Genomic DNA, 20,282 nt, shown 5'->3' with positions numbered 1-20,282 from the left:
TCCGCCCACCGTGCTCAACGATCTCGACGAACGCATCGTCCACGCCCTCGCCGAGGACGCCCGCCGCTCCTACGCGGACATCGGGCAGATCGTCGGCCTCTCCGCGCCCGCCGTGAAACGGCGCGTGGACCGGCTCCGCGCCACCGGAGCCATCACCGGCTTCACGGTACGGGTCGACCCGTCGGCCCTCGGCTGGGAGACCGAGGGGTTCGTCGAGATCTACTGCCGGCACAACACCTCGCCGGACACCATCCGGCGGGGCCTGGAGCGCTACCAGGAGGTCGTCGCCGCGTCCACCGTCACCGGGGACGCGGACGCGGTCGTCCAGGTCTTCGCCTCCGACATGCGGCACTTCGAACGGGTCCTGGAGCGGATCGCGGGGGAGCCGTTCGTGGAGCGCACCAAGTCGGTGCTGGTGCTGTCACCGCTGCTGCGGAGGTTTTCTTCGGGGGCGCCAGGGTGAGGGGCGGTGCGGTCTTGGGGCGGGTGCGGATGCGTCGGTGCTTGTCGCGCGGTTCCCCGCGCCCCTGAAGGCACGTCACCTGGTCCCACCTCAGGGGCGCGGGGAACTCTACTCCGCGGTCTTGCGGGCCAGCGCGTTGTTGTCCATCGAGTTGTGCACGCTGAAGCTCACCGCGTCCGAGCGGTAGCGGTCGTCCGACCACTCCACCGGTCGCCCTTCGCGGGTCGTCGTCACCCGGCGCACGCGCAGCAGCGGACTGGTACGGCGCACGAGCAGCAGCTCCGCGTCCTGCGCGCCCGCCGCGACCGCGTCGATGACGTGCTCGCCGTACGCGAAGACCAACCCCCTGTCGTCGTACAGGCGTTGGGTCACCGACGGACAGTCCGGCTCGATGGGCTCGACGGCGGGGGAGATCCAGTCGGCGTACACGGTCCGCTCCAGCAACACCGGCTCGCCGTCCAGGCCGCGCACCCGCAGGACATGCAACACCTTTGTCCCGGCGCGTAGTTGGAGACGTATCGCGTCCTCCTGGGTCGCGGGCCGGTACTCCTGCGCGACCACCCGCCCCGTCGCCTCGCGGCCCATCGCCCGCGCCCACTGCGCGAAGCTGCGCAGTTCGGCGAAGCTCTGGCTGCGACGGCTGGCCAGGACCACGCGCCGGGCGCCCTGGCGGGAGCCGATCAGGCCCTCGGCGGTCAGTGCAGCGACCGCCTGGCGGACCGTGCCGCGCGAGACGTCGTACTGGGCGGCCAGGTCCGTCTCGGCGGGGAGCCGACTGCCGACTGTGTACTCGTCGCGGTCGATCGCCCGGCGCAGTGCGTCGGCGATCTCCTCGTGTCGCGCCGGCATGCTTCCCCTCCGAGTCGACTGCTGTGCACAGCGTGACCAGCCTAGACGACATCCGGCAGGGATCCGAGGGGCGCGTGATCGTCAGGGAACACAGGGGTCACTGTTTCGCCAGTGTTTACGGAATCGATACCGGCAGCAGCCTTACTGAGGCCAACTTGTTCAGACAAGTTATCTGACACAAGTTCTCTCGCTCCCTCTCTCCGTTCGACTCCTGCACCCTCGCGCGTCCCCTGGAGAAGCCGTGACCGTGTCCCTGCCGAGAACCGCCGCCCTCGGCGTCCTCGCCGCCCTCGCCCTGAGCGCCTGTGGCGCCGCCCCCGAGAACTCCTCGACCACCGCCGACGGCAAGAACGCCGCCACCGCCACCTCCGCCGCCGACTTCGGCGGACTCGACGCCCTGGTGAAGGCGGCCAAGAAGGAGGGCACGCTCAACGCCATCGCGCTGCCCCGCGACTGGGCCAACTACGGCGCCCTCATCGACGGCTTCGAGAAGAAGTACGGCATCAAGGTCGCCGTCGAGAACCCCGACGGCGCCAGCCAGGACGAGATCAACGCCGTCACCTCCCGCAAGGGGCAGGACCGGGCCCCCGACGTGCTCGACCTCGGCAGCTCCTTCGCCATCAGCGCGGCCGAGCAGGGGCTGCTCGCCCCGTACAAGGTGGCGTCCTTCGCCGACATCCCCGGCGAGCAGAAGGACGCACAGGCACGCTGGTACAACGACTACGGCGGCTACATCTCCATCGGCTGCGACGCCAAGCGCGTCAAGACCTGCCCGACCACCTTCGCCGATCTCCTCAAGCCCCAGTACAAGGGCCAGGTCGCCCTCAACGGCAACCCCACCAAGTCCGGTTCGGCCTTCGGCGGCGTCTGGGCGGCCTCGCTCGCGAGCGGCGGCTCCTTCGACGACATCCAGCCCGGCCTCGACTTCTTCAAGAAGCTGAAGAGCAACGGCAACTACACGCCCGTCGAGTCGACCCCGGCCACCGTCGAGAAGGGCGAGACGCCCATCAGCATCGACTGGGACTACCTGAACGCCGGGTACGCCGAGGAGTTCAAGTCCAAGGGCGTCGACTGGACGGTGTCGGTGCCCAGCGACGGCAAGTTCTCGCAGTACTACTCCCAGGCGATCAACAAGGACGCCCCGCACCCGGCGACCGCCCGCCTGTGGCAGGAGTACCTCTACAGCGCCGAGGGCCAGAACCTGTGGCTCAAGGGGTACGCCCGCCCGGCCCTGATGACCGCCATGGAGAAGGCCGGCACCCTGGACAAGACCGCCGCGGCCAAGCTGCCCGAGGTCTCCGGCACGCCGAGCTTCCCGACCGAGGCCCAGCAGAACAAGGCCAAGACGGTGCTCGGACAGGGCTGGGCGAAGGCCGTCTCCGGATGACGGCCACCGCCGTACGTGTGGACCCGGCGCCGGCCGTCGCGGTGAAGCGGCGGCGCCGGTCCCTCGGCTGGCTCGCCGTGGTCCCGCTGCTCGCCTTCACCGCGGTGGCCTTCGGGCTGCCGGCCTGGGCCATCCTGGACGGGGCGTTCACGGTGAAGACGACCGGCGGGTTCGGCACGGCCAACCTGACCGCCTCGTTGCAGGGCGCCTACCTCACCGCTCTCCTCGGCAGCGTCAAACTGTCCGCGGTGTCGGCCGTGCTGGCCGCCCTGTTCGGGCTGCCGCTCGCCCAGGCCGTGGTGACATCCCGGCACCGGGCGCTGCGCGAAGCCGTCCTCACCGCCTCCGGCGTCCTCGCCAACTTCGGCGGCGTCCCGCTGGCCTTCGCCTTCGTCGCCACCCTCGGCAACGCCGGTGTGCTGACCCGGCACCTGGGCCTCACGGACAAGGGCTGGGACCTCTACAGCTTCTGGGGACTGGTGATCGTCTACCTGTACTTCCTGATCCCGCTGATGATCCTCACCATCACCCCCGCCCTGGAGGGGCTGCGCGTCCAGTGGCGCGAGGCCGCGCAGAACAACGGGGCGACGACCACGCAGTACTGGCGCCATGTCGCCCTGCCCGTCCTCGCGCCCTCACTGCTCGGCGGGCTCGTGCTGCTCTTCGGCACCGCCTTCGCCGCGTACGCCACCGCCGCCGCGATCGTGGGCAGCTCCATCCCGCTGATCACCCTGCAGATAGCCGACGCGCTCTCCGGCAACGTGCTCGTGGGCCAGGAGAACGTGGCGCTCGCCCTCAGCCTCGACATGGTCCTCATCGCGGGCCTGGTCATGGCCGTGTACCTGCCCCTGCAACGACGGAGCGCGCGATGGCTCGCCTGAACCTGTGGCGGTGGGGCGTCTACGGCCTCGCCGGGCTGTACTTCCTGGTGCCGCTCGCCGCGTCGATCGTCTTCACCGTCGACGTGCCCGGGCAGGGCCTCACCTTCGACGCCTACACCCGGATCTTCTCCACCGACGGCTTCGTCACCAGCCTGCTGCTCTCGCTGGAACTGGCCCTCGCGACGATCGTGATCGTGCTGCTCCTGATGGTGCCCGCGATGGTGGCCCTGCGACTGGGGTCGCCCCGGCTCCGGCCGGTCGTCGAGGTGGTGTGCCAACTGCCGCTGGTGGTACCGCCGATCGCGCTCGTCGCCGGCATCATCACGGTCCTGAAGTGGGGGCCCGAACACCTCTCCCGCACCCCGCTGTTCCAGACGTTCGTGGCGATCCAGAACCCCGACTTCCCCGTCATCCTCGTCCTCGCGTACGTCGTGATGGCCCTGCCGTTCGTGCATCGCGCCCTGGACGCCGGACTGCGCGCGGTCGATGTCCGCACCCTCGTCGAGGCCGCCCGCAGCTGCGGGGCGAGCTGGCCGCAGGCGCTGGTCCGGGCCGTACTGCCCAATCTGCGGGGCGCCCTCCTCAACTCCTCCTTCCTCACGCTGGCGTTGGTGCTCGGTGAGTTCACGGTCGCCCAGCTGCTCGGCTTCCAGCCCTTCGCCGTGTGGATCGTGAACGTCAGCGGCTCGCAGGCCCAGCTCTCCGTCGCCGTGTCCGTGCTCAGCCTGCTCGTGACGTGGGTGCTGCTCCTCGTCCTGGCCGGCTTCGGCGGACGCGCCCGTACTACTTCCCGGGGATGACCATGAAGACGCTCGAGAAAGCGGCCACCGTCGAATTCCGTGGCCTGCGCAGGGAATTCGGTCCGACCGTCGCCCTCGACGGACTGGACCTGACCGTCCGGCCCGGTGAGCTCCTCGCCCTGCTCGGCCCGTCCGGCTGCGGAAAGACCACCGCGCTGCGCATGCTCGCGGGCTTCGAACACCCCGACTCCGGCGAGGTGCTGGTGGACGGCGAGGACGTCACCCGGGTGCCGGCCCACCGCCGTGACGCGGGGATGGTCTTCCAGTCGTACAGCCTCTTCCCGCATCTCGACGCGGTCGACAACGTGGCCTTCGGACTGCGGATGCGGAAGGTACGTCCGGCCGAACGACGGTCGCGTGCCGCCGAGTTGCTGGAGCTGGTCGGCCTCGCCGACAAGGGCGGGCGCTTCCCGCACGAGCTCTCCGGCGGTCAGCAGCAGCGCGTCGCCCTGGCCCGTGCGCTGGCCCTGAGGCCGCGGGTGCTGCTCCTCGACGAGCCGCTGTCGGCGCTCGACGCCAAGGTGCGGCTCACCCTGCGCGAGGAGATCCGGCGACTCCAGCAGGAGCTCGGGATCACCACCCTCTTCGTGACCCACGACCAGGAGGAGGCCCTGTCGATGGCGGACCGGGTCGCGGTGATGCACGCCGGGCGGCTCGAACAGTGCGCGGCCCCGGCCGAGTTGTACGGCCGTCCGGCCACCGCCTTCGTCGCCGAGTTCGTCGGGACGATGAGCCGGATACCGGGACGGCTGGCCGACGGGTCCGTCGATGTGCTCGGGCAGCGGCTGCCCGTGGACGGCCCGGTGCCCTCGGCGGCCGAGGTGGACGTGCTGGTGCGGCCCGAGGCCGTACGCGTGCGGGCCGACGACGAGGGAAAGGCGAGCGTCGTCGCCACCTCCTTCCTGGGCGCCGCCGTCCGTGTCACCGTCCGGCTCGCCGACGGCACCGACGTGAAGGCCGACCTGCCCGCCCACGAGGCCGCCGGGCTCGGGGCGGGGGCCGCGGTGAGCGTGTCCCTGCCGCAGCGGCCGGTACTCGTCGCCGAGCGGAGCGCGCCGTGAGCCGACTCCCGCTCCAGGCCGTCCTGTTCGACATGGACGGCACGCTCGTCGACACCGAGCGGCTGTGGTGGGAGGCGGTGGAACAGGTGGCAGGCCGGACCCTGACCGAGGCGGACCAGCCGGAGGTGCTCGGCCGCGCGGTCGAGGACACCGCCGCCTGGCTGTCCGCGGCCACGGGCACCCCGGCCGGCGATCTGGCCGACGCGCTCCACCGGGAGTTCGCCGACCGCGTCCGCACCGGCATCGTGCCCCGTCCCGGCGCGCTCGACCTGCTGGGCGCCCTGGCCCGCGACGGGGTGCCCACGGCCCTGGTGACCGCGTCCCCGAGGGCGGTCGCCGACACGGTGCTCGAAGCGCTCGGCGCCGAGCGCTTCGCCGTCTCCGTGACCGCCGACGACACACCCCGCACCAAACCGGCCCCCGATCCCTACCTCGCCGCCTGCCGGGCCCTGGGCGTCGACCCCGCCGCCTGTGTCGCCGTCGAGGACACGGAGACCGGGGTCGCCTCCGCCGAGGCCGCCGGGTGCGCGGTGCTCGCCGTGCCCTCCCTCGCGCCGATCGAGGCCGCGCCGGGCCGGACCGTCCTGGCCGGCCTGGAGGGGGTCACCGTCGACCGGCTCCGCTCCCTGCTGCCGTACCGGCTCCGCGTCATGACCTGGAACCTCTGGTACGGCGGCACCGAGGTCCATGACCACCGGGCCAAACAGCTCAAGGTCATCGCCGAGACCGAGGTGGACGTGGTCGGACTCCAGGAGACGTACGGCACCGCCGCGCAGGAGCTCGCCGAGGCCCTCGGCTGGTACCACCACCGGGCCGGGGTGAACCTCGGCATCATCAGCCGCCACCCGATCACGGACACCTTCGGGGACCCGGAGGTCGGCTTCTACGGCGCGGCGGGTGTCCGGGTCCGCGTCGCCGAGGGCGCCGAGGCGGACGTATGGACGGTCCACCTGGACTACGAGTCGTACGGGCCCTACGTGCCGTCGGCCGCCCACGAGGGGGTGCGGCTCGCGCAGATGAGAGACGCGCTGGGCAGGATCGACGAGGTCGTGCCGGTCGCTCTCGTCGGTGACTTCAACACGCCCTCGCACCTGGACTGGCCGGACATCGAGTGGCCGGTCACGAAGGCGGCCGAGGAGGCGGGCTTCGCCGACTCCTACCGTCAGGCCCACCCCGACCCCGTGGCCGCGCCCGGTCACACCTGGTCGCCGGTCCAGGCCGCGCCGGAGCCGCAGGACCGGATCGACTTCGTTCTGCACCGGGGGCTGCGGGTGCTCGACTCCCGGACGTACGTCAGCGGCACCCCCCGGACCTGGCCGGACGTCGCGGACAACGACTGGCCGTCCGACCACGCGGCGGTGATCACCACTTTTTCGCTGGGCAGCGGGGCCGGGACTGTCTAGCATCGGTGTCATGACCTGGCGACATTGATCCACCAGCCGTGCCTCCCGAGGGCCGCCTCGGACGCCGTACCCACGACGTCCGAACCGCCCTTCCGGGAAGGCCTCATGACACTCTCACCCACACGTGTGTCCACGACCGGCGTCCGTCGGCTGACGACCACGCTGTACGGCTACGCGTTCCTCGACGACTTCGTCCTGCTCTACCCGGTGTACGCGCTGCTCTTCGCCGACACCGGGATGTCGCTGTGGCAGATCTCCTCCCTGTTCGCCCTGTGGTCGGTCACCGCCGTCGTGCTGGAGGTCCCCTCCGGCGCCCTGGCCGACGCGGTCTCCCGACGGCTGCTGCTGTGGACCGGCCCGTTGTTCAACGCGGTCGGCTTCGCCCTGTGGGTGATCGTCCCCGCGTACTGGGCCTTCGCGCTCGGGTTCGTCCTGTGGGGCATCGGCGGGGCACTCTGCTCCGGTTCCTTCGAGGCGCTGGCCTACGACGAGCTGGACCGGCTCGGCGCCGCCGACCGGTACGCGCGCGTGATGGGACGGGTACGCGCGGCGCGGCTGGCGGCCACCATGGCGGCGATCGGTCTCGCCGGGCCGGTGTTCGCGCTGGGCGGCTACCCGCTGGTGGGCGCGGGCAGTGTCCTGGCCTGTCTGCTGGCCGCCGCGGTGGCGGCCCGGCTGCCGGAGCACCGGACGCGGCCGGAGACCGGGGGCGACGGCTGGTGGACGACCCTGCGGACCGGACTCGCCGTGGTCCGCGAGGACCGTTCCGTACGCGGTGCCCTGCTGCTGGTCCCCGCTGTCGCCGCGGTGTGGGGCGCGCTCGACGAGTACACGCCCCTGCTGGCCCGGGACACCGGTGTGGCGGAGACGACGGTGCCCTACCTGATCCTGCTCGTGTGGACGCTCGTCACGGCGGCGAGCCTGCTGACCGGGCCGGCCGAACGCCTCGGCACCACCGGGACGGCGTGGCTGCTGGCGGGCTCCGCGCTCGCGATGGCCGCCGGCGCCGCGTCCGGGACCCCGGCCGGCATCGCGCTCGTCGGCCTCGCCTTCGGCGGGTTCCAGCTGGCCGAGGTGCTCGCCGACGTCCGCCTCCAGCACCGTATCGACGAGTCCCGCCGGGCCACCCTCACCTCCGTCGCGAGTCTGGGCACGGAGCTGGTCACGGTCGCCACCTTCGGCGCGTACGCGCTGCTGGGCACGACCGCGGCCCACGGCACGGTCTTCGCGGTACTGGCGGTGCCGTACCTGGTGACGGCGCTGGTGCTGGCTAGAAGTCGGGCTGCCACGGCACGACCGTGAAGTCCCCCGTCCCCTTCTCGACCTTCTCGAACGGGGCGGAGCTGACGCACTTCGGCAGGTCCTCGGGGCCCAGGTCCTCGGTCGTCGCCCAGCTGTATCCGAGCCGGTCGCGGTTGCCGAGGTCGTGCACCGTGACGCCGACCCGGGTGCCCTTCGCGCCCGGCAGGTCCGAGTCGGTGACGATGCCGGACACGACGGCCACCTTGCCGCCGGTGACCAGACAGTCGACCTTCGCCTTCGCCCAGGCGCCGTCGCCGTTCAGGTAGTGGCTCCACTCGAAGGTGCCGGTCGCCCTCATCGGGTCGGCCTTGTCCTCGGCGGCGAGGTGCGCGTCGAAGGAGAAGGTGATGTCGTCGCCGGCGGAACGGTGCAGCTTGGCGGTGCCGGTGAGGGCGGCGCCCTCGCGGGGTTTCGGGTGGGAGGCGGGCGCGGAAGCCGCGGCTCCGGTGAGTCCGGCGGTGAGGAAGAGCGTGGCGCCGAGCACGGCGACCTTCGTACGACGGTTCATGACGGTCCTTTCCGCGGGCGAACGGGACGGTCACCACTGTCCCGAGGCCCCGCCTCCGCCGCGTCGCGCCAGGGTCGGCATCCCGGCTACGCCGCCAGGCTGGTCCGCCCCGTACCGCGTACGCCTCCCGGTGGACGGGAGGGCGCGCAACGAATCACCGCTCCGCCCCGCACGGACGCAACAAATCGCTTACCGGCACGCAACGGCTCCTTCTTGTCCGCCCTGGTCAGCCCGCCGTACCGTCTACATGGCCCCCACATCCACCCTTTCGCCCCGGTGAGGACACGCATGCGTACCGCCCTGCTCCAGAGCTCCGGCCGCCCCGGCTCGGTCGTCGAGAACCTCAAGGTCCTCGACGAGGCCGCGGGCCGTGCCGCCGCCGCGGGCGCCGGGCTGCTGGCCGCGCCGGAGATGTTCCTCACCGGGTACGCGATCGGCGACGACATCGCCCGCCTCGCGGAGCCGGCCGACGGGGACAGCGCGGACGCGGTCGCGGAGATCGCGTCGCGGCACTCTCTCGCCATCGCGTACGGCTATCCGGAGCGCTCCGGGGACACGGTCTTCAACTCCGCCCAGCTGATCTCCGCCACGGGCGACCGCCGGGCCAACTACCGCAAGACCCACCTCTTCGGCTGCTTCGAGCGCGACCACTTCACCCCGGGGGAGCAGCCGGTCGTCCAGGCCGAGCTCGGCGGACTGACCGTCGGCCTCATGATCTGCTACGACGTCGAGTTCCCGGAGAACGTCCGTGCCCACGCCCTCGCCGGCACCGACCTCCTGGTCGTACCGACCGCGCAGATGCACCCCTTCCAGTTCGTCGCCGAGTCGATGATCCCGGTGCGCGCCTTCGAGAACCAGATGTACGTCGCGTACGTCAACCGGGTCGGCCGGGAAGGGGAGTTCGAGTTCGTCGGACTCTCCACCCTCGCCGGTCCCGACGGGGTCGCCCGCACCCGCGCCGGACGCGGCGAGGAGCTGGTGCTCGCGGACGCCGACCCCGTCACCCTCGCCGCCTCCCGCGAGGCCAACCCGTATCTGCACGACCGCCGTCCCGCGCTCTACGGGTCCCTGGTCTGAGCCCCCTATCTTTCGCAGTCGCTAGGAGTCCGTACCCCATGACGTCCACGGTGCCCAACGCCGTCCAGCACGCCGACGAGCAGCAGCCGCCGATCACCATGTTCGGCCCGGACTTCCCGTACGCGTACGACGACTTCCTCGCCCACCCGGCGGGCCTCGGCCAGATACCGGCGACCGAGCACGGCGCCGAGGTCGCGGTGATCGGCGGCGGGCTGTCCGGCCTCGTGGCCGCGTACGAGCTGATGAAGATGGGCCTCAAGCCGGTCGTGTACGAGGCCGACCAGATCGGCGGACGGCTGCGGACCGTGGGCTTCGACGGCCCGGGCACCGAAGGCCTCACCGCCGAGATGGGCGCGATGCGCTTCCCGCCGTCCTCCACGGCGCTCCAGCACTACATCGACCTGGTGGACCTGAAGACGCAGCCCTTCCCCAACCCCCTCGCGGAGGCGACCCCTTCGACGGTCGTCGACCTCAAGGGCGAGTCGCACTACGCCGAGACGGTCGACGACCTGCCCCAGGTCTACCGTGATGTCGCCGCGGCCTGGAACAAGTGCCTCGAAGAGGGCGCCGACTTCTCCGACATGAACCAGGCCATGCGGGAGCGGGACGTCCCGCGCATCCGCGAGATCTGGGCGAAGCTCGTCGAGAAGCTCGACAACCAGACCTTCTACGGCTTCCTCTGCGACTCCGAGTCCTTCAGGTCCTTCCGGCACCGCGAGATCTTCGGCCAGGTCGGCTTCGGCACCGGCGGCTGGGACACCGACTTCCCCAACTCCATCCTGGAGATCCTGCGGGTCGTCTACACCGAGGCCGACGACCACCACCGCGGCATCGTCGGCGGCTCCCAGCAACTGCCGCTCAGGCTCTGGGACCGCGCGCCCGAGAAGATCGTCCACTGGCCCTACGGCACCTCGCTGGCGCAGCTGCACGTGAACGGCGAGCCGCGTCCCGCGGTCACCCGTCTGCACCGCACCGCGGGAAACCGGATCACGGTGACCGACGCCGACGGCGACATCCGCACCTACCGGGCGGCGATCTTCACCGCCCAGTCCTGGATGCTGCTGTCGAAGATCGCCTGCGACGACTCGCTCTTCCCGATCGACCACTGGACGGCGATCGAGCGCACCCACTACATGGAGTCCTCGAAGCTCTTCGTTCCCGTCGACCGGCCGTTCTGGCTGGACAAGGCCGTCGACGACAGGGGAAACCCGACCGGGCGGGACGTCATGTCGATGACCCTCACCGACCGTATGACGCGCGGGACCTACCTCCTCGACGACGGTCCCGACAAGCCGGCCGTCATCTGCCTCTCGTACACCTGGTGCGACGACAGCCTGAAGTGGCTGCCGCTGTCCGCGAACGAGCGGATGGAGGTCATGCTGAAGTCGCTCGGCGAGATCTATCCGAAGGTCGACATCAGGAAGCACATCATCGGCAACCCGGTGACCGTGTCGTGGGAGAACGAGCCCTACTTCATGGGCGCGTTCAAGGCCAACCTGCCCGGCCACTACCGCTACCAGCGGCGCCTGTTCACGCACTTCATGCAGGACCGGCTGCCCGAGGACAAGCGGGGCATCTTCCTGGCGGGCGACGACATCTCCTGGACGGCCGGCTGGGCCGAGGGCGCGGTCCAGACCGCGCTGAACGCTGTGTGGGGGGTCATGCACCACTTCGGCGGGGCGACCGACGCGACGAACCCGGGCCCGGGGGACGTCTACGACGAGATCGCGCCGGTGGAACTGCCGGAGGACTGAGCCGTTCGACGGCGGACTCCCGAGGAGACCGCCGTCCCGATGGCCAGCACGCAGAGGACCAGGCCGCCGTACACGACCGGGTTCACCCAGCCCGGCACCAGTTCGGTCCCCTCACCGTCCCCGGTGACGCACTGCACGCTGACCGGCAGGCTCATCCGCGTCACCACGTGGTCGCCGCGCGCACCGGCGGCCGCGCACATCTGGTCCGGGTCCAGGATGTAGAAGCCCCGCATGACGCCGTACGCGTAGGCACCGAGGGCGGCCGTGCCGGCGAGCACCGCTAGCAGCGCGCACGACGTGGCATCGGGCAGGCGCAGCCCGCTGCCGAGCTCCCGGTCGTAGGCCCGCTTGGCCAGCGCCAGGGCGGTGCCCACGACCACGAACGGCGTCACGAGCGGTGCGAAGACCAGGGTCAGGAAAAGAAGTTCCGCCACGTGTGCCCAGACAGGCTCGGTGGGCGTCCGGTTCCCGTCGGACCCCTCAGAGCCCGGGCCGGGCCGGATCAGTCCGGCAGCGGGGTGAGCAGCATCCGTCCCGCGAACCCCACCGCCGTGTCCAGCCGCTCCCTGAACTCCCCGGCGACATCGGGCAGTCCGCGCAGCGCCCACAGTGCGCGAGCCGCCGTCCAGGTGGCGTCCCGGGCCCGCTCCAGACTCCACGCGCCGAGCAGATGGGTCAGCGGGTCGGCGATCTGAAGGAGATCGGGACCCGGCATCAGATCCTCGCGGATGCGCTCCTCCAGCGAGACGAGGAGATCGCCCACGCGGTCGAACTCGTCCTCCACGTCGACGGGTTCGCAGCCGAGCGTACGACAGGTGTCCACGACGGCCAGCGCCAGATCGTGCCCGATATGCGCGTTGATGCCCGCGAGCGCGAATTGCAGCGGGCGTACGCCCGGATGCCGGCGGTACTGGAACAGGGGCCGCCAGCACGCGGGCGGGCGGCGCTCGTCGGTCACCGCCTCGACCGCCCGCAGGTACCGCTCGGCGAACCGCACGTCCAGCGTGATCGCGGCGCGCGTGTCCGTGAACCGGCCCGCGTCGATGCCCCGGCCGACGGCCTCCGTCACGGCGAGGTAGACGCGGTTGAAGACCGCGATCCCGTCCCGTTCCGGAAGCGCCTCGTCCAGGGCGCGCATCCGTGAGACGACGGCGTCGACGGGAGTGACGAACTGTTCCAACTGCGGCATGGAGGCAGGGTCCCAGGCCTAGGCTGGCCGAAGTGTCGGCGGGCCCGGTGCTTCCCCAGAACGGGGGAACGCCGCCGCCGAAGGGGGAGGGGATCAGCAGGTGCCAGGCCAACGTGCCCATCGCCTGGCCGAACGCAGGGCCGAGCGCCGACGTGCCGCCCGGCGGAGCGGCATGGTCGCGGCGGCCTCCGTCGTGGTCGCCGTGGGCACCGCGACCGGGATGATGTCCGCGCTCGACGACGGGCGGGGCTCCGACGAGGCCCGCCCGGAGGTGACGGACTCCCCGACCCTGGATCTCCGGCCTCCCGCACCTTCGCCGTCCCCCTCGGTCACCGAGTCGGCCTCTCCGTCCGCCTCGCCGAAGAAGAAGGCGGCGAGCCCGACGCCGTCGCCGACGAAGACCGAGAAGAAGCAGGAGACCGCGGCCGTCTCCACCCGCCTCTACCGCCACCCCGAGTCACAGGTCCTCGACTGGGTCCGCGCCAACCCCGGCGACGCACGCCAGGACGTCATACGGTCCCGTATCGCCGACCAGCCGGCGGCCGTCTGGTTCGCCGACTACACGCCGGCCACCATCACGGCACGCGTGCGTGCGGTCACCTCCGGGGGCGCGGCGCAGGGCCGGGTGCCGGTGGTCGTGGCGTACGGGATCCCGGGCCGCGACTGCGGCGGGGCCTCCGAGGGCGGGGCGCCGGACCTCGACGCCTACGACGCCTGGATCGACAGGTTCGCCGCCGGGCTCGGCTCCGGCGAGGTCGTCGTGATCCTGGAGCCCGACTCGATAGCCCAGTCCGAGTGTCTGTCCGCCGCTCAACGGGCCGACCGTTTCGCCTCGTTGGCCCGTGCCGGGCGGACCCTCAAGGACGCGAACCCGAAGGCCCGGGTCTACTTCGACGCCGGCCACTCCGGCTGGCACCCGGCGGCCAAGCAGGCCGATCTGCTGCGGCAGGCGGGCGCCGCCTCGGCCGCCTCCTCCGACGGCGTCTTCAGCAACGTCTCCAACTTCCACCGCACCGCCGACGAGATCGCCTATGACCGACGGGTCCTCGACGCCCTGGGCGGCCCGGCGAGCCTCGGCGCCGTCATCGACACCAGCCGCAACGGCAACGGCGCCCCGCCCGACGGCGAGTGGTGCGACCCCGACGGCCGCAAGCTCGGCCGGGCCCCGACCCTCAACACCGGCGAGGCGCGCATCGACGGTTATCTGTGGGTGAAGCTGCCGGGGGAGTCGGACGGCTGCAAGGGCTCGCCCGGCACGTTCACACCGTCGTACGCCTACGACTTGGCGCGCTGAGCCGCTTCGGCCTCGCCGTACGAGGACGTGCCCTCGTCCAGCAGCGGCTCCTGCGTCTTCAGGTGGGCCGGTGCGAACGCCCGCAGCGCGTGATAGCCGGTGATGACGACCAGCGTGCCCAGCGCGATGCCGCTCAGCGAGAAGGTGTCGGTGAACTTCATGGTGACGTCGCCGACGCCGATGATGATGCCCGCCGCGGCCGGCACCAGGTTGAGCGGATTGCGCAGGTCCACCTTGGCGCTGATCCAGATCTGCGCGCCGAGCAGGCCGATCATGCCGTACAGGATCACGGTGATGCCGCCGAGCACTCCGCCCGGGATCGCGGCGACGACCGCGCCGAACTTCGGGCACAGGCCGAAGAGGAGCGCGAAACCGGCGGCTGCCCAGTACGCGGCCGTGGAGTAGACACGGGTCGCGGCCATCACGCCGATGTTCTCGGAGTACGTGGTGTTGGGCGGGCCGCCCACCGCCGTGGAGAGCATCGAGCCGATGCCGTCCGCCGAGATCGCCGTGCCGAGCTTGTCGTCCAGCGAGTCGCCGGTCATCTCGCCGACCGCCTTGACGTGTCCGGCGTTCTCCGCGACCAGGGCGATGACGACGGGCAGCGCGACGAGGATCGCCGACCACTCGAAGGACGGTCCGTGGAAGGCCGGGAGCCCGATCCAGTCGGCCTGGCCGACCGCGGAGAGGTCGAGCCGCCAGTGGTCGGTGAGCCTGCCGCTCGCGTCCGCCGAGTGGATCCGGCCGAAGATCCGGTCGAAGGCCCAGGAGATGCCGTATCCGAAGACCAGCCCGAGGAAGATCGCGATCCGGGACCAGAAGCCACGCAGACAGACGACCGCCAGACCGGTGAACAGCATGACCAGCAGAGCCGTCCACTGGTCCTGCGGCCAGTAGGTGGAGGCCGTCACCGGGGCCAGGTTGAAGCCGATCAGCATGACCACCGCGCCGGTGACGATCGGCGGCATCGCGGCGTGGATGATCCGCGCGCCGAACCGCTGCACGGCGACACCGACCAGGAACAGCGCGACACCGACGACGAAGACGGCGCCGGTCACCGTGGCGCTCGTGCCGCCCTGCGCGCGGATCACGGCAGCGACGCCCACGAAGGAGAGCGAGCAGCCGAGGTAGCTGGGCACGCGGCCGCGGGTGGCCAGCAGGAAGATCACGGTCGCGACGCCGGACATCATGATCGCGAGATTGGGGTCCAGGCCCATCAGGACCGGCGCCACGAAGGACGCCCCGAACATCGCCACCACGTGCTGCGCACCCAGCCCGACCGTGCGCGGCCAGGAGAGCCGCTCGTCGGGGCGGACCACCGCTCCGGGCGCCGGGGTGCGTCCGTCGCCGTGCAGTTTCCAGCCGACGCCAAGATCCATGGTGCGGGTTCGCTTTCGTCGTACGTGCGGATGTCCGGACCATTGTCAGGGAGATCCGCCCAGGTCACCGCCCCGGGGGCCGCTTTGGGGTGAGCGCCCGCTTAATATGAGGGGACCCCCGCCATACGCCCCTGGAGCCTCACCCGTGACCGCCGAAGCCCTGCCCGCCCCCGCCCCCGCCTTTGGCCGGCTGATCCCCGTCACCGTCCACTTCGACGATCTGGACGCCCTCGGGCTGCTGCACAACGCCCGCTACCCGCTCAAGGTCGAGCAGGCCTGGACCGAGCTGTGGCAGGAGCACGGCATCCACTTCGACGGCGACTGGGTCGCGGCCGGCGACGCCTGCAACGCGGTCAAGGAGTTGCGGATCGGCTACGAGGCCCCGGTCACCCGGACCGGCACCTACGCCGTCCACCTGTGGCTGGAGCGGCTCGGCAACACCGGTCTGACGTACGGCTTCCGCTTCTGCTCGCAGGACGGCTCGGTGACCTACGCGCGGGGCACCCGTGTTCTGGTCCGGCTGGACTTCGAGACGATGCGCCCCGCGCCGTGGAGCGACCGGTTCAGGGCCGCCGGTCGGGAACTGCTGCGGCCGGCGGGCTGACCTTCGGACGGTCGCGGTCCCCGGCGCGCAGCACACCCGCGAAGGCCACGAGCCCGCTCGCCAGCACGGTCACCAGGACGAACGACACCAGCAGGCTGGTCGCCTGGGCGATGGTGCCGATCGCGCTGGGAGCGATCAGGCCGGAGGTGTACGTGATGGTCGCGACACCCGCGATGGCCAGACTGGGGTTGGACCCGCTGCGGCCCGCGGCGGCGAAGCACAGCGGCACGACCACCGCGATCCCCAGCCCCATCAGCGCGAACCCGGCCATCGCCACCGCCGGATGGTTCGCCACGACGATGAGCAGCCCGCCGAGCACGGCGAGGACACCGCTGGTCCGGACCGTGCGCACGGACCCGTACCGGTCCACGATCCGGTCGCCGGCGAGCCGCGCGACGGCCATGGTGAACGTGAAGCCCGTCGTGCAGGCGGCCGCGAGTCCCGCCGAGGTCTCCAACTGGTCCCGCAGATACACCGCCGACCAGTCCAGGCTGGCACCCTCCGCGAACACCGCGCAGAAGCCGACGGCACCGATGAGCAGGGCCGACTTCGGGGGCAGCGCGAACCGCGGCGGCGGCTCCTCGTCCTCGGTGGGCTGGAGGTCCAGCACCCAACGGCAGGCCAGCAGGCCGAGGAAGGTGAGCACGGCCGCGGCCAGCGCGTGGTGCAGACGCGCGTCCGAGCCCAGATGGGCGGCGAGCGTGCCGGCCGCCGAGCCGACCAGGGCGCCCGCGCTCCACATGCCGTGCAGTCCCGACATGATCGACCGGTGGAGCCGGTTCTCGACCTCGACACCGAGCGCGTTCATCGCCACGTCCGCCATGCCGGCGGTGGCGCCGTAGACGAAGAGGGACAGGCACAGGATCAGCAGATTCGGGGACAGGGCCGGCAGCACCAGGGCCAGCGTCCACAGGGAGATGAGGCCGCGCAGGGCGTTCCGCGCACCGAAACGGTGGCTGATACTCCCCGCCAGCGGCATCGCCACGGACGCGCCGAGGGCCGGGAACGCGAGGGCGAGGCCCAACTGGCCCGCGCTCACCGAGGAGTGGTCCTGGATCCACGGCACCCGGGTGGCGAACGAACCGGTCACGGCGCCGTGCACGGCGAAGACCGCGGCCACGGCGTACCGGGCGCGCTTCACCTGGCCCTCGTCGTACTGCACTGCGCTCATTCTCCCGCCCCTTCGCGGTCTCCGGTCCCCATCGGCGACGTAAACTATCAGGGTCCCTGCCTGATAGATAGTCGATTGAAGGCCGCCCTCACGCCGACCTGAGGGCCCGGCCGATCTGGAAGGATCCCGGCATGCCCGCATCCCCCAGCACCGCCAGGGCCATCAACGACCGGCTCGCACTGCGACTGCTCCAGCAGGAAGGCCCGTTGACGGCAGGACAGCTGAAGCAGCTGACCGGTCTGTCCCGCCCCACCGTCGCCGACCTGGTGGAACGCCTCATCGCCGCCGACCTGATCGAGGTGGTCGGGGAGTCGGGCGAGCAGCGCCGCGGACCGAACGCGAAGCTGTACGGCATCGTCGCGGACCTCGCCCATCTGGCGGCGCTCGACGTCCGCACGGAAGGCGTCTCCGTCCTCGTCTCCGACCTGCTGGGGCGGGTGCTGGCCGAGGCGTCGGTGCCGATCGGCGACGACACGGGCACGGGACCGGCGGTCGAGCAGGCGGTGACGCTGGTCGAGCGCACGGCCAAGGAGGCGGGCGCGGACCGGCTCCACACCGTGGGCATCGGCGCGCCCGGCCTGGTCGACCCGGCCACGGGCGAACTCCGCGACTCCACCGGCCTGCCCGAATGGCACCGCCGCCTGGTCGCCGCCCTCCAGGAACGCCTCCCGCAGGCCCGTGTCCACGTCGAGAACGAGACCAACCTCGCGGCGCTGGCGGAACAGCGGGAGGGGGCGGCGCGGGACCGGGACACGTTCGTGCTGCTGTGGCTGGGACACGGGACGGGGGCGGCCGTGGTGCTGGACGGTTCGTTGCGCAGGGGCGCCTCCGGGGGGACGGGGGAGATCGGGTTCCTGCCGGTGCCCGGGACGCGGGGGCTGCCGTCGGCGACGGGGTGCGACGGGGGGTTCCACTCGCTGGCGGGGTCGGCGGCGATCGCGGAACTGGCGGGGGAGCACGGAGTGGTGGGCGCCGCGTCCGGGGCCGAGCCGGTGGCGGCCGTGCTGGTGGGCAGGGCCGTGGCGGAGGGGGCGGACGGCTTCCTGGGCGCGTTGGCGGACCGGCTCGCTGTCGGCGTCTCGTCCGTCGTGGCCGTGCTGGACCCCGGGTGTGTGGTTCTCGGTGGGGAGGTCGGGCAGGCGGGCGGGGAGGAACTCGCCGCGCGTGTGGAGCGGCGAGTCCGCCGGATGTCACCCTTGCCGACCGAGGTGCGCCCCAGCGTTCTGGGCGGTGGGGCTGTCCTGCGCGGCGCTCTGCTGACGGCCCGGGACCGGGCGCAGGACGACCTGTTCGCGCCCCGCTAGAGGCGCGGAGCCGCTTCAGCGGTACTCACCCGTTGCCGGCGAACCTCCGCGCCAGATACTCCTCGAACGTCCCCTTCCCCACGGCCCGTTCCGGCGCCAGATGCCCACCCGCCCGGAAGCCCCGGTACGCCTTTCCCGCCAACGGCACGTTCACCACGGCCCGGCGGCGCCCCGTCGCCTTCACGTAGGCCCGGGCCAGCGACTCGAACGACCGCACCTCGGGCCCGCCCAGGTCCGCCACCCGCCCCGCGGGCGCTCCGGCCGCCAAATCGGCCAACCGGTCCGCGACCTCGGCCACCTCGACCGGCTGGTCGCTCACCCCCGCGGGAACCACCATGACCGGCGACTTGGCCATCGCCCGGAACATCCTCACCAGCAGATCGTGGAACTGGGTCGCCCGCAGCACGGTCCACCCCAGCCCCGACTCCTCGAGCTGCCGCTCCACGGCGAGCTTGGACCGGTAGTACCCGAACGGCACCCGGTCGACGCCGACGATCGAGATGTAGACCAGATGTCCCGCCCCGGCCCGCCGCGCCGCCGCGATCAGGTTCCCGGCCGATTTCTCGTCGCCGCCGGTCTGCGTGGTCGCGCAGTGCACGACCGTGTCCACGCCCTCGACGGCCGCGTCCAGCGCGGCACCCCCCTCGCGCAGGTCGACGGCGTACGGCTGGGCGTGCCGGCTGAGCACCCGCACCTCGTGCCCGTCCGCCCGCAGCCGCTCGGCGACGAGCCGGCCGAGCGTTCCGGTACCGCCGGTCACCAGGATCGTGGTCATGCTGTTCAGTCCCTTCGGACGCCGGGCGCTCCCGGGCGGAGCGCCCCTCGCCCGGTGAGACCACGTACCCCCGGTGAAATGTGACAGGCCCCTACGGGTGGGCGAGCTGACCGCGTACGAATTCCAGCTTGTCCGGGTTCAGCACGGCCCGCACGCCGGCGATCAGCCCGTCCCGCAGGTCGAAGGTGACCAGGGCGGCGAGGACCCCGCCCGTCCACATGGCGACCCCGGTCCCGCCGTTGACCTCCGCCGTCGTGAGCCGCAGCTCGGCGCCCCACTTCTGGAACGAACCCAGCGCGAAGCGGACCACCTTCTCGCGGCCCTCGACCGGCCGCCGGGCCGCGGACACCTTGCCGCCGCCGTCGCTCCACCAGGTCACGTCGGCGGCGAGCAGCTTCTCCAGACCGGCGAGATCGCCTTCCCGGGCCGCCGTGACGAACGTCGCGACCAGTTCCTCCCGCCGCTCGGGCACGGCCTCGAACCGCGACCGCGGTTCGCCCACCCGCTGGACCGCCCTGCGGTGCAACTGGCGGCAGTTGGCCTCGCTCAGATCGAGGACGTCGGCGATCGCCCGGTATCCGTAGGCGAACGCCTCCCGCAGCACGTACACCGCCCGCTCGGTCGGCGTGAGCCGCTCCAGCAGGACCAGCAGCGCCATCGACACCGCGTCGCGCTGCTCGGCCGACTCCAGCGGGCCGAGCGTGCCGTCCGAGGTGACGACGGGCTCCGGCAGCCAGCTCCCGACGTAGGTCTCGCGCCGTGCCCTGGCCGAGGTCAGCCGGGTCAGGCAGAGATTGGTGACGACCTTCGCGAGCCAGGCCCCGAGGTGCTCGATGCCGGCCCGGTCGGCGCCACTGAAGCGCAGAAAGGCGTCCTGGACGGTGTCCTCGGCCTCTTCCGCCGAGCCCAGCATGCGATAGGCCAGGCCGAACAGCCGCGGACGGTGGCTCTCGAACTCGTCGGCGATCGCACTCGTCATGCCTGTCACCCTGCCATGCCCGGGTGGTGAGGGACCCGGCGGCGGGCAAGGGCCGTCGTCACCGCCGCCGGGCCGTCTGCGGAGATCCAAAAAGGACTAGAC

Annotated in this window: 20 protein-coding genes; 12 read left to right on the top strand and 8 right to left on the bottom strand. The window is 71.8% G+C overall.

Features of this window, described 5'->3' with window-relative positions:
• Window positions 1-10: 10 nt before the first annotated feature.
• Complete coding sequence (locus tag ACIOHP_RS18110; protein ID WP_046260034.1) at window positions 11-463, top strand: Lrp/AsnC family transcriptional regulator; 453 nt, start codon at window positions 11-13, stop codon at window positions 461-463.
• A gap of 108 nt (window positions 464-571) precedes the next feature.
• On the opposite strand, the gene ACIOHP_RS18105 is transcribed toward ACIOHP_RS18110, so the two are convergent.
• Window positions 572-1,312 carry a GntR family transcriptional regulator gene (locus ACIOHP_RS18105; protein WP_401888531.1) on the bottom strand — a complete coding sequence of 247 codons (741 nt, stop codon included), beginning with the start codon at window positions 1,310-1,312 and terminating at the stop codon, window positions 572-574.
• Between the two features lie 241 nt (window positions 1,313-1,553).
• Between ACIOHP_RS18105 and ACIOHP_RS18100 the strand changes: the two genes are divergently transcribed.
• The 6 genes from ACIOHP_RS18100 (at window position 1,554) to ACIOHP_RS18075 (ending at window position 8,146) form a co-directional block, all read left to right on the top strand.
• Entirely contained in the window at window positions 1,554-2,699 is a 1,146-nt protein-coding gene (locus tag ACIOHP_RS18100; protein WP_401888528.1) for an ABC transporter substrate-binding protein, read from the top strand.
• Window positions 2,696-3,580, top strand: a complete 885-nt coding sequence (locus tag ACIOHP_RS18095) for an ABC transporter permease subunit (RefSeq protein WP_361555589.1) — start codon at window positions 2,696-2,698, stop codon at window positions 3,578-3,580. The genes ACIOHP_RS18100 and ACIOHP_RS18095 overlap by 4 nt, the downstream gene beginning before the upstream one ends.
• A complete protein-coding gene (locus tag ACIOHP_RS18090) occupies window positions 3,568-4,380 on the top strand; it encodes an ABC transporter permease (protein WP_401888525.1) in 813 nt (270 codons plus the stop codon). Before ACIOHP_RS18095 ends, ACIOHP_RS18090 begins: the two co-directional genes overlap by 13 nt.
• A gap of 2 nt (window positions 4,381-4,382) precedes the next feature.
• Window positions 4,383-5,441: an ABC transporter ATP-binding protein gene (locus tag ACIOHP_RS18085; protein WP_361555585.1), complete on the top strand. Its 1,059-nt coding sequence runs from the start codon at window positions 4,383-4,385 to the stop codon at window positions 5,439-5,441.
• The gene (locus ACIOHP_RS18080; RefSeq protein ID WP_401888522.1) at window positions 5,438-6,844 is read left to right on the top strand and encodes an HAD-IA family hydrolase; all 1,407 of its coding nucleotides are present in this window, start codon (window positions 5,438-5,440) and stop codon (window positions 6,842-6,844) included. Before ACIOHP_RS18085 ends, ACIOHP_RS18080 begins: the two co-directional genes overlap by 4 nt.
• A gap of 105 nt (window positions 6,845-6,949) precedes the next feature.
• Window positions 6,950-8,146 (top strand): MFS transporter, encoded by a 1,197-nt coding sequence (locus tag ACIOHP_RS18075; RefSeq protein WP_401888520.1) that lies wholly within the window; start codon window positions 6,950-6,952, stop codon window positions 8,144-8,146.
• Here the strand turns inward: ACIOHP_RS18075 and ACIOHP_RS18070 are convergent.
• Window positions 8,115-8,654 carry a Repetin gene (locus ACIOHP_RS18070; protein ID WP_401888517.1) on the bottom strand — a complete coding sequence of 180 codons (540 nt, stop codon included), beginning with the start codon at window positions 8,652-8,654 and terminating at the stop codon, window positions 8,115-8,117. The two genes, ACIOHP_RS18075 and ACIOHP_RS18070, sit on opposite strands and share 32 nt — an antisense overlap.
• 288 nt (window positions 8,655-8,942) lie before the next feature.
• On the opposite strand from ACIOHP_RS18070, the gene ACIOHP_RS18065 reads away from it, so the two are divergent.
• On the top strand, window positions 8,943-9,731 hold the full coding sequence (locus tag ACIOHP_RS18065; protein ID WP_401888514.1) for a carbon-nitrogen hydrolase family protein: 789 nt from the start codon (window positions 8,943-8,945) through the stop codon (window positions 9,729-9,731).
• A 38-nt stretch (window positions 9,732-9,769) separates the two neighbouring features.
• Window positions 9,770-11,485, top strand: a complete 1,716-nt coding sequence (locus tag ACIOHP_RS18060; protein WP_401888511.1) for a flavin monoamine oxidase family protein — start codon at window positions 9,770-9,772, stop codon at window positions 11,483-11,485.
• Here the strand turns inward: ACIOHP_RS18060 and ACIOHP_RS18055 are convergent.
• Window positions 11,446-11,919, bottom strand: coding sequence for a hypothetical protein (locus ACIOHP_RS18055; protein WP_401888508.1), 474 nt, complete (start codon window positions 11,917-11,919; stop codon window positions 11,446-11,448). The genes ACIOHP_RS18060 and ACIOHP_RS18055 overlap by 40 nt on opposite strands.
• 68 nt (window positions 11,920-11,987) lie before the next feature.
• On the bottom strand, window positions 11,988-12,674 hold the full coding sequence (locus tag ACIOHP_RS18050; RefSeq protein WP_361555564.1) for a DUF5995 family protein: 687 nt from the start codon (window positions 12,672-12,674) through the stop codon (window positions 11,988-11,990).
• Between the two features lie 172 nt (window positions 12,675-12,846).
• On the opposite strand from ACIOHP_RS18050, the gene ACIOHP_RS18045 reads away from it, so the two are divergent.
• Window positions 12,847-13,968 (top strand): glycoside hydrolase family 6 protein, encoded by a 1,122-nt coding sequence (locus ACIOHP_RS18045; RefSeq protein ID WP_401889159.1) that lies wholly within the window; start codon window positions 12,847-12,849, stop codon window positions 13,966-13,968.
• Here ACIOHP_RS18045 and ACIOHP_RS18040 read toward each other — a convergent pair.
• Window positions 13,950-15,347: a solute carrier family 23 protein gene (locus ACIOHP_RS18040; protein ID WP_361555561.1), complete on the bottom strand. Its 1,398-nt coding sequence runs from the start codon at window positions 15,345-15,347 to the stop codon at window positions 13,950-13,952. The genes ACIOHP_RS18045 and ACIOHP_RS18040 overlap by 19 nt on opposite strands.
• Before the next feature lie 145 nt (window positions 15,348-15,492).
• Here ACIOHP_RS18040 and ACIOHP_RS18035 point away from each other — a divergent pair, with 145 nt between their 5' ends.
• The gene (locus ACIOHP_RS18035; protein WP_401888504.1) at window positions 15,493-15,951 is read left to right on the top strand and encodes an acyl-CoA thioesterase; all 459 of its coding nucleotides are present in this window, start codon (window positions 15,493-15,495) and stop codon (window positions 15,949-15,951) included.
• Here the strand turns inward: ACIOHP_RS18035 and ACIOHP_RS18030 are convergent.
• Complete coding sequence (locus ACIOHP_RS18030; protein WP_401888502.1) at window positions 15,911-17,122, bottom strand: MFS transporter; 1,212 nt, start codon at window positions 17,120-17,122, stop codon at window positions 15,911-15,913. The two genes, ACIOHP_RS18035 and ACIOHP_RS18030, sit on opposite strands and share 41 nt — an antisense overlap.
• 131 nt (window positions 17,123-17,253) lie before the next feature.
• On the opposite strand from ACIOHP_RS18030, the gene ACIOHP_RS18025 reads away from it, so the two are divergent.
• Window positions 17,254-18,426, top strand: a complete 1,173-nt coding sequence (locus ACIOHP_RS18025; protein WP_401888499.1) for an ROK family transcriptional regulator — start codon at window positions 17,254-17,256, stop codon at window positions 18,424-18,426.
• Between the two features lie 25 nt (window positions 18,427-18,451).
• Here the strand turns inward: ACIOHP_RS18025 and ACIOHP_RS18020 are convergent, their stop codons facing one another.
• Together ACIOHP_RS18020 and ACIOHP_RS18015 are read right to left on the bottom strand one after the other, a co-directional pair.
• Window positions 18,452-19,201, bottom strand: a complete 750-nt coding sequence (locus tag ACIOHP_RS18020; RefSeq protein ID WP_401888496.1) for an SDR family oxidoreductase — start codon at window positions 19,199-19,201, stop codon at window positions 18,452-18,454.
• Window positions 19,202-19,292: 91 nt separating this feature from the next.
• A complete protein-coding gene (locus tag ACIOHP_RS18015) occupies window positions 19,293-20,180 on the bottom strand; it encodes an RNA polymerase sigma-70 factor (protein ID WP_401888493.1) in 888 nt (295 codons plus the stop codon).
• Window positions 20,181-20,282 lie beyond the last annotated feature (102 nt).

It is taken from the genome of Streptomyces sp. NPDC087859, from assembly GCF_044742595.1.
GTDB lineage: Bacteria > Actinomycetota > Actinomycetes > Streptomycetales > Streptomycetaceae > Streptomyces > Streptomyces canus_F.
The sequence above is the reverse complement of the archived record's forward strand: the minus strand, read 5'-3'. Positions and strand labels throughout refer to the sequence as shown.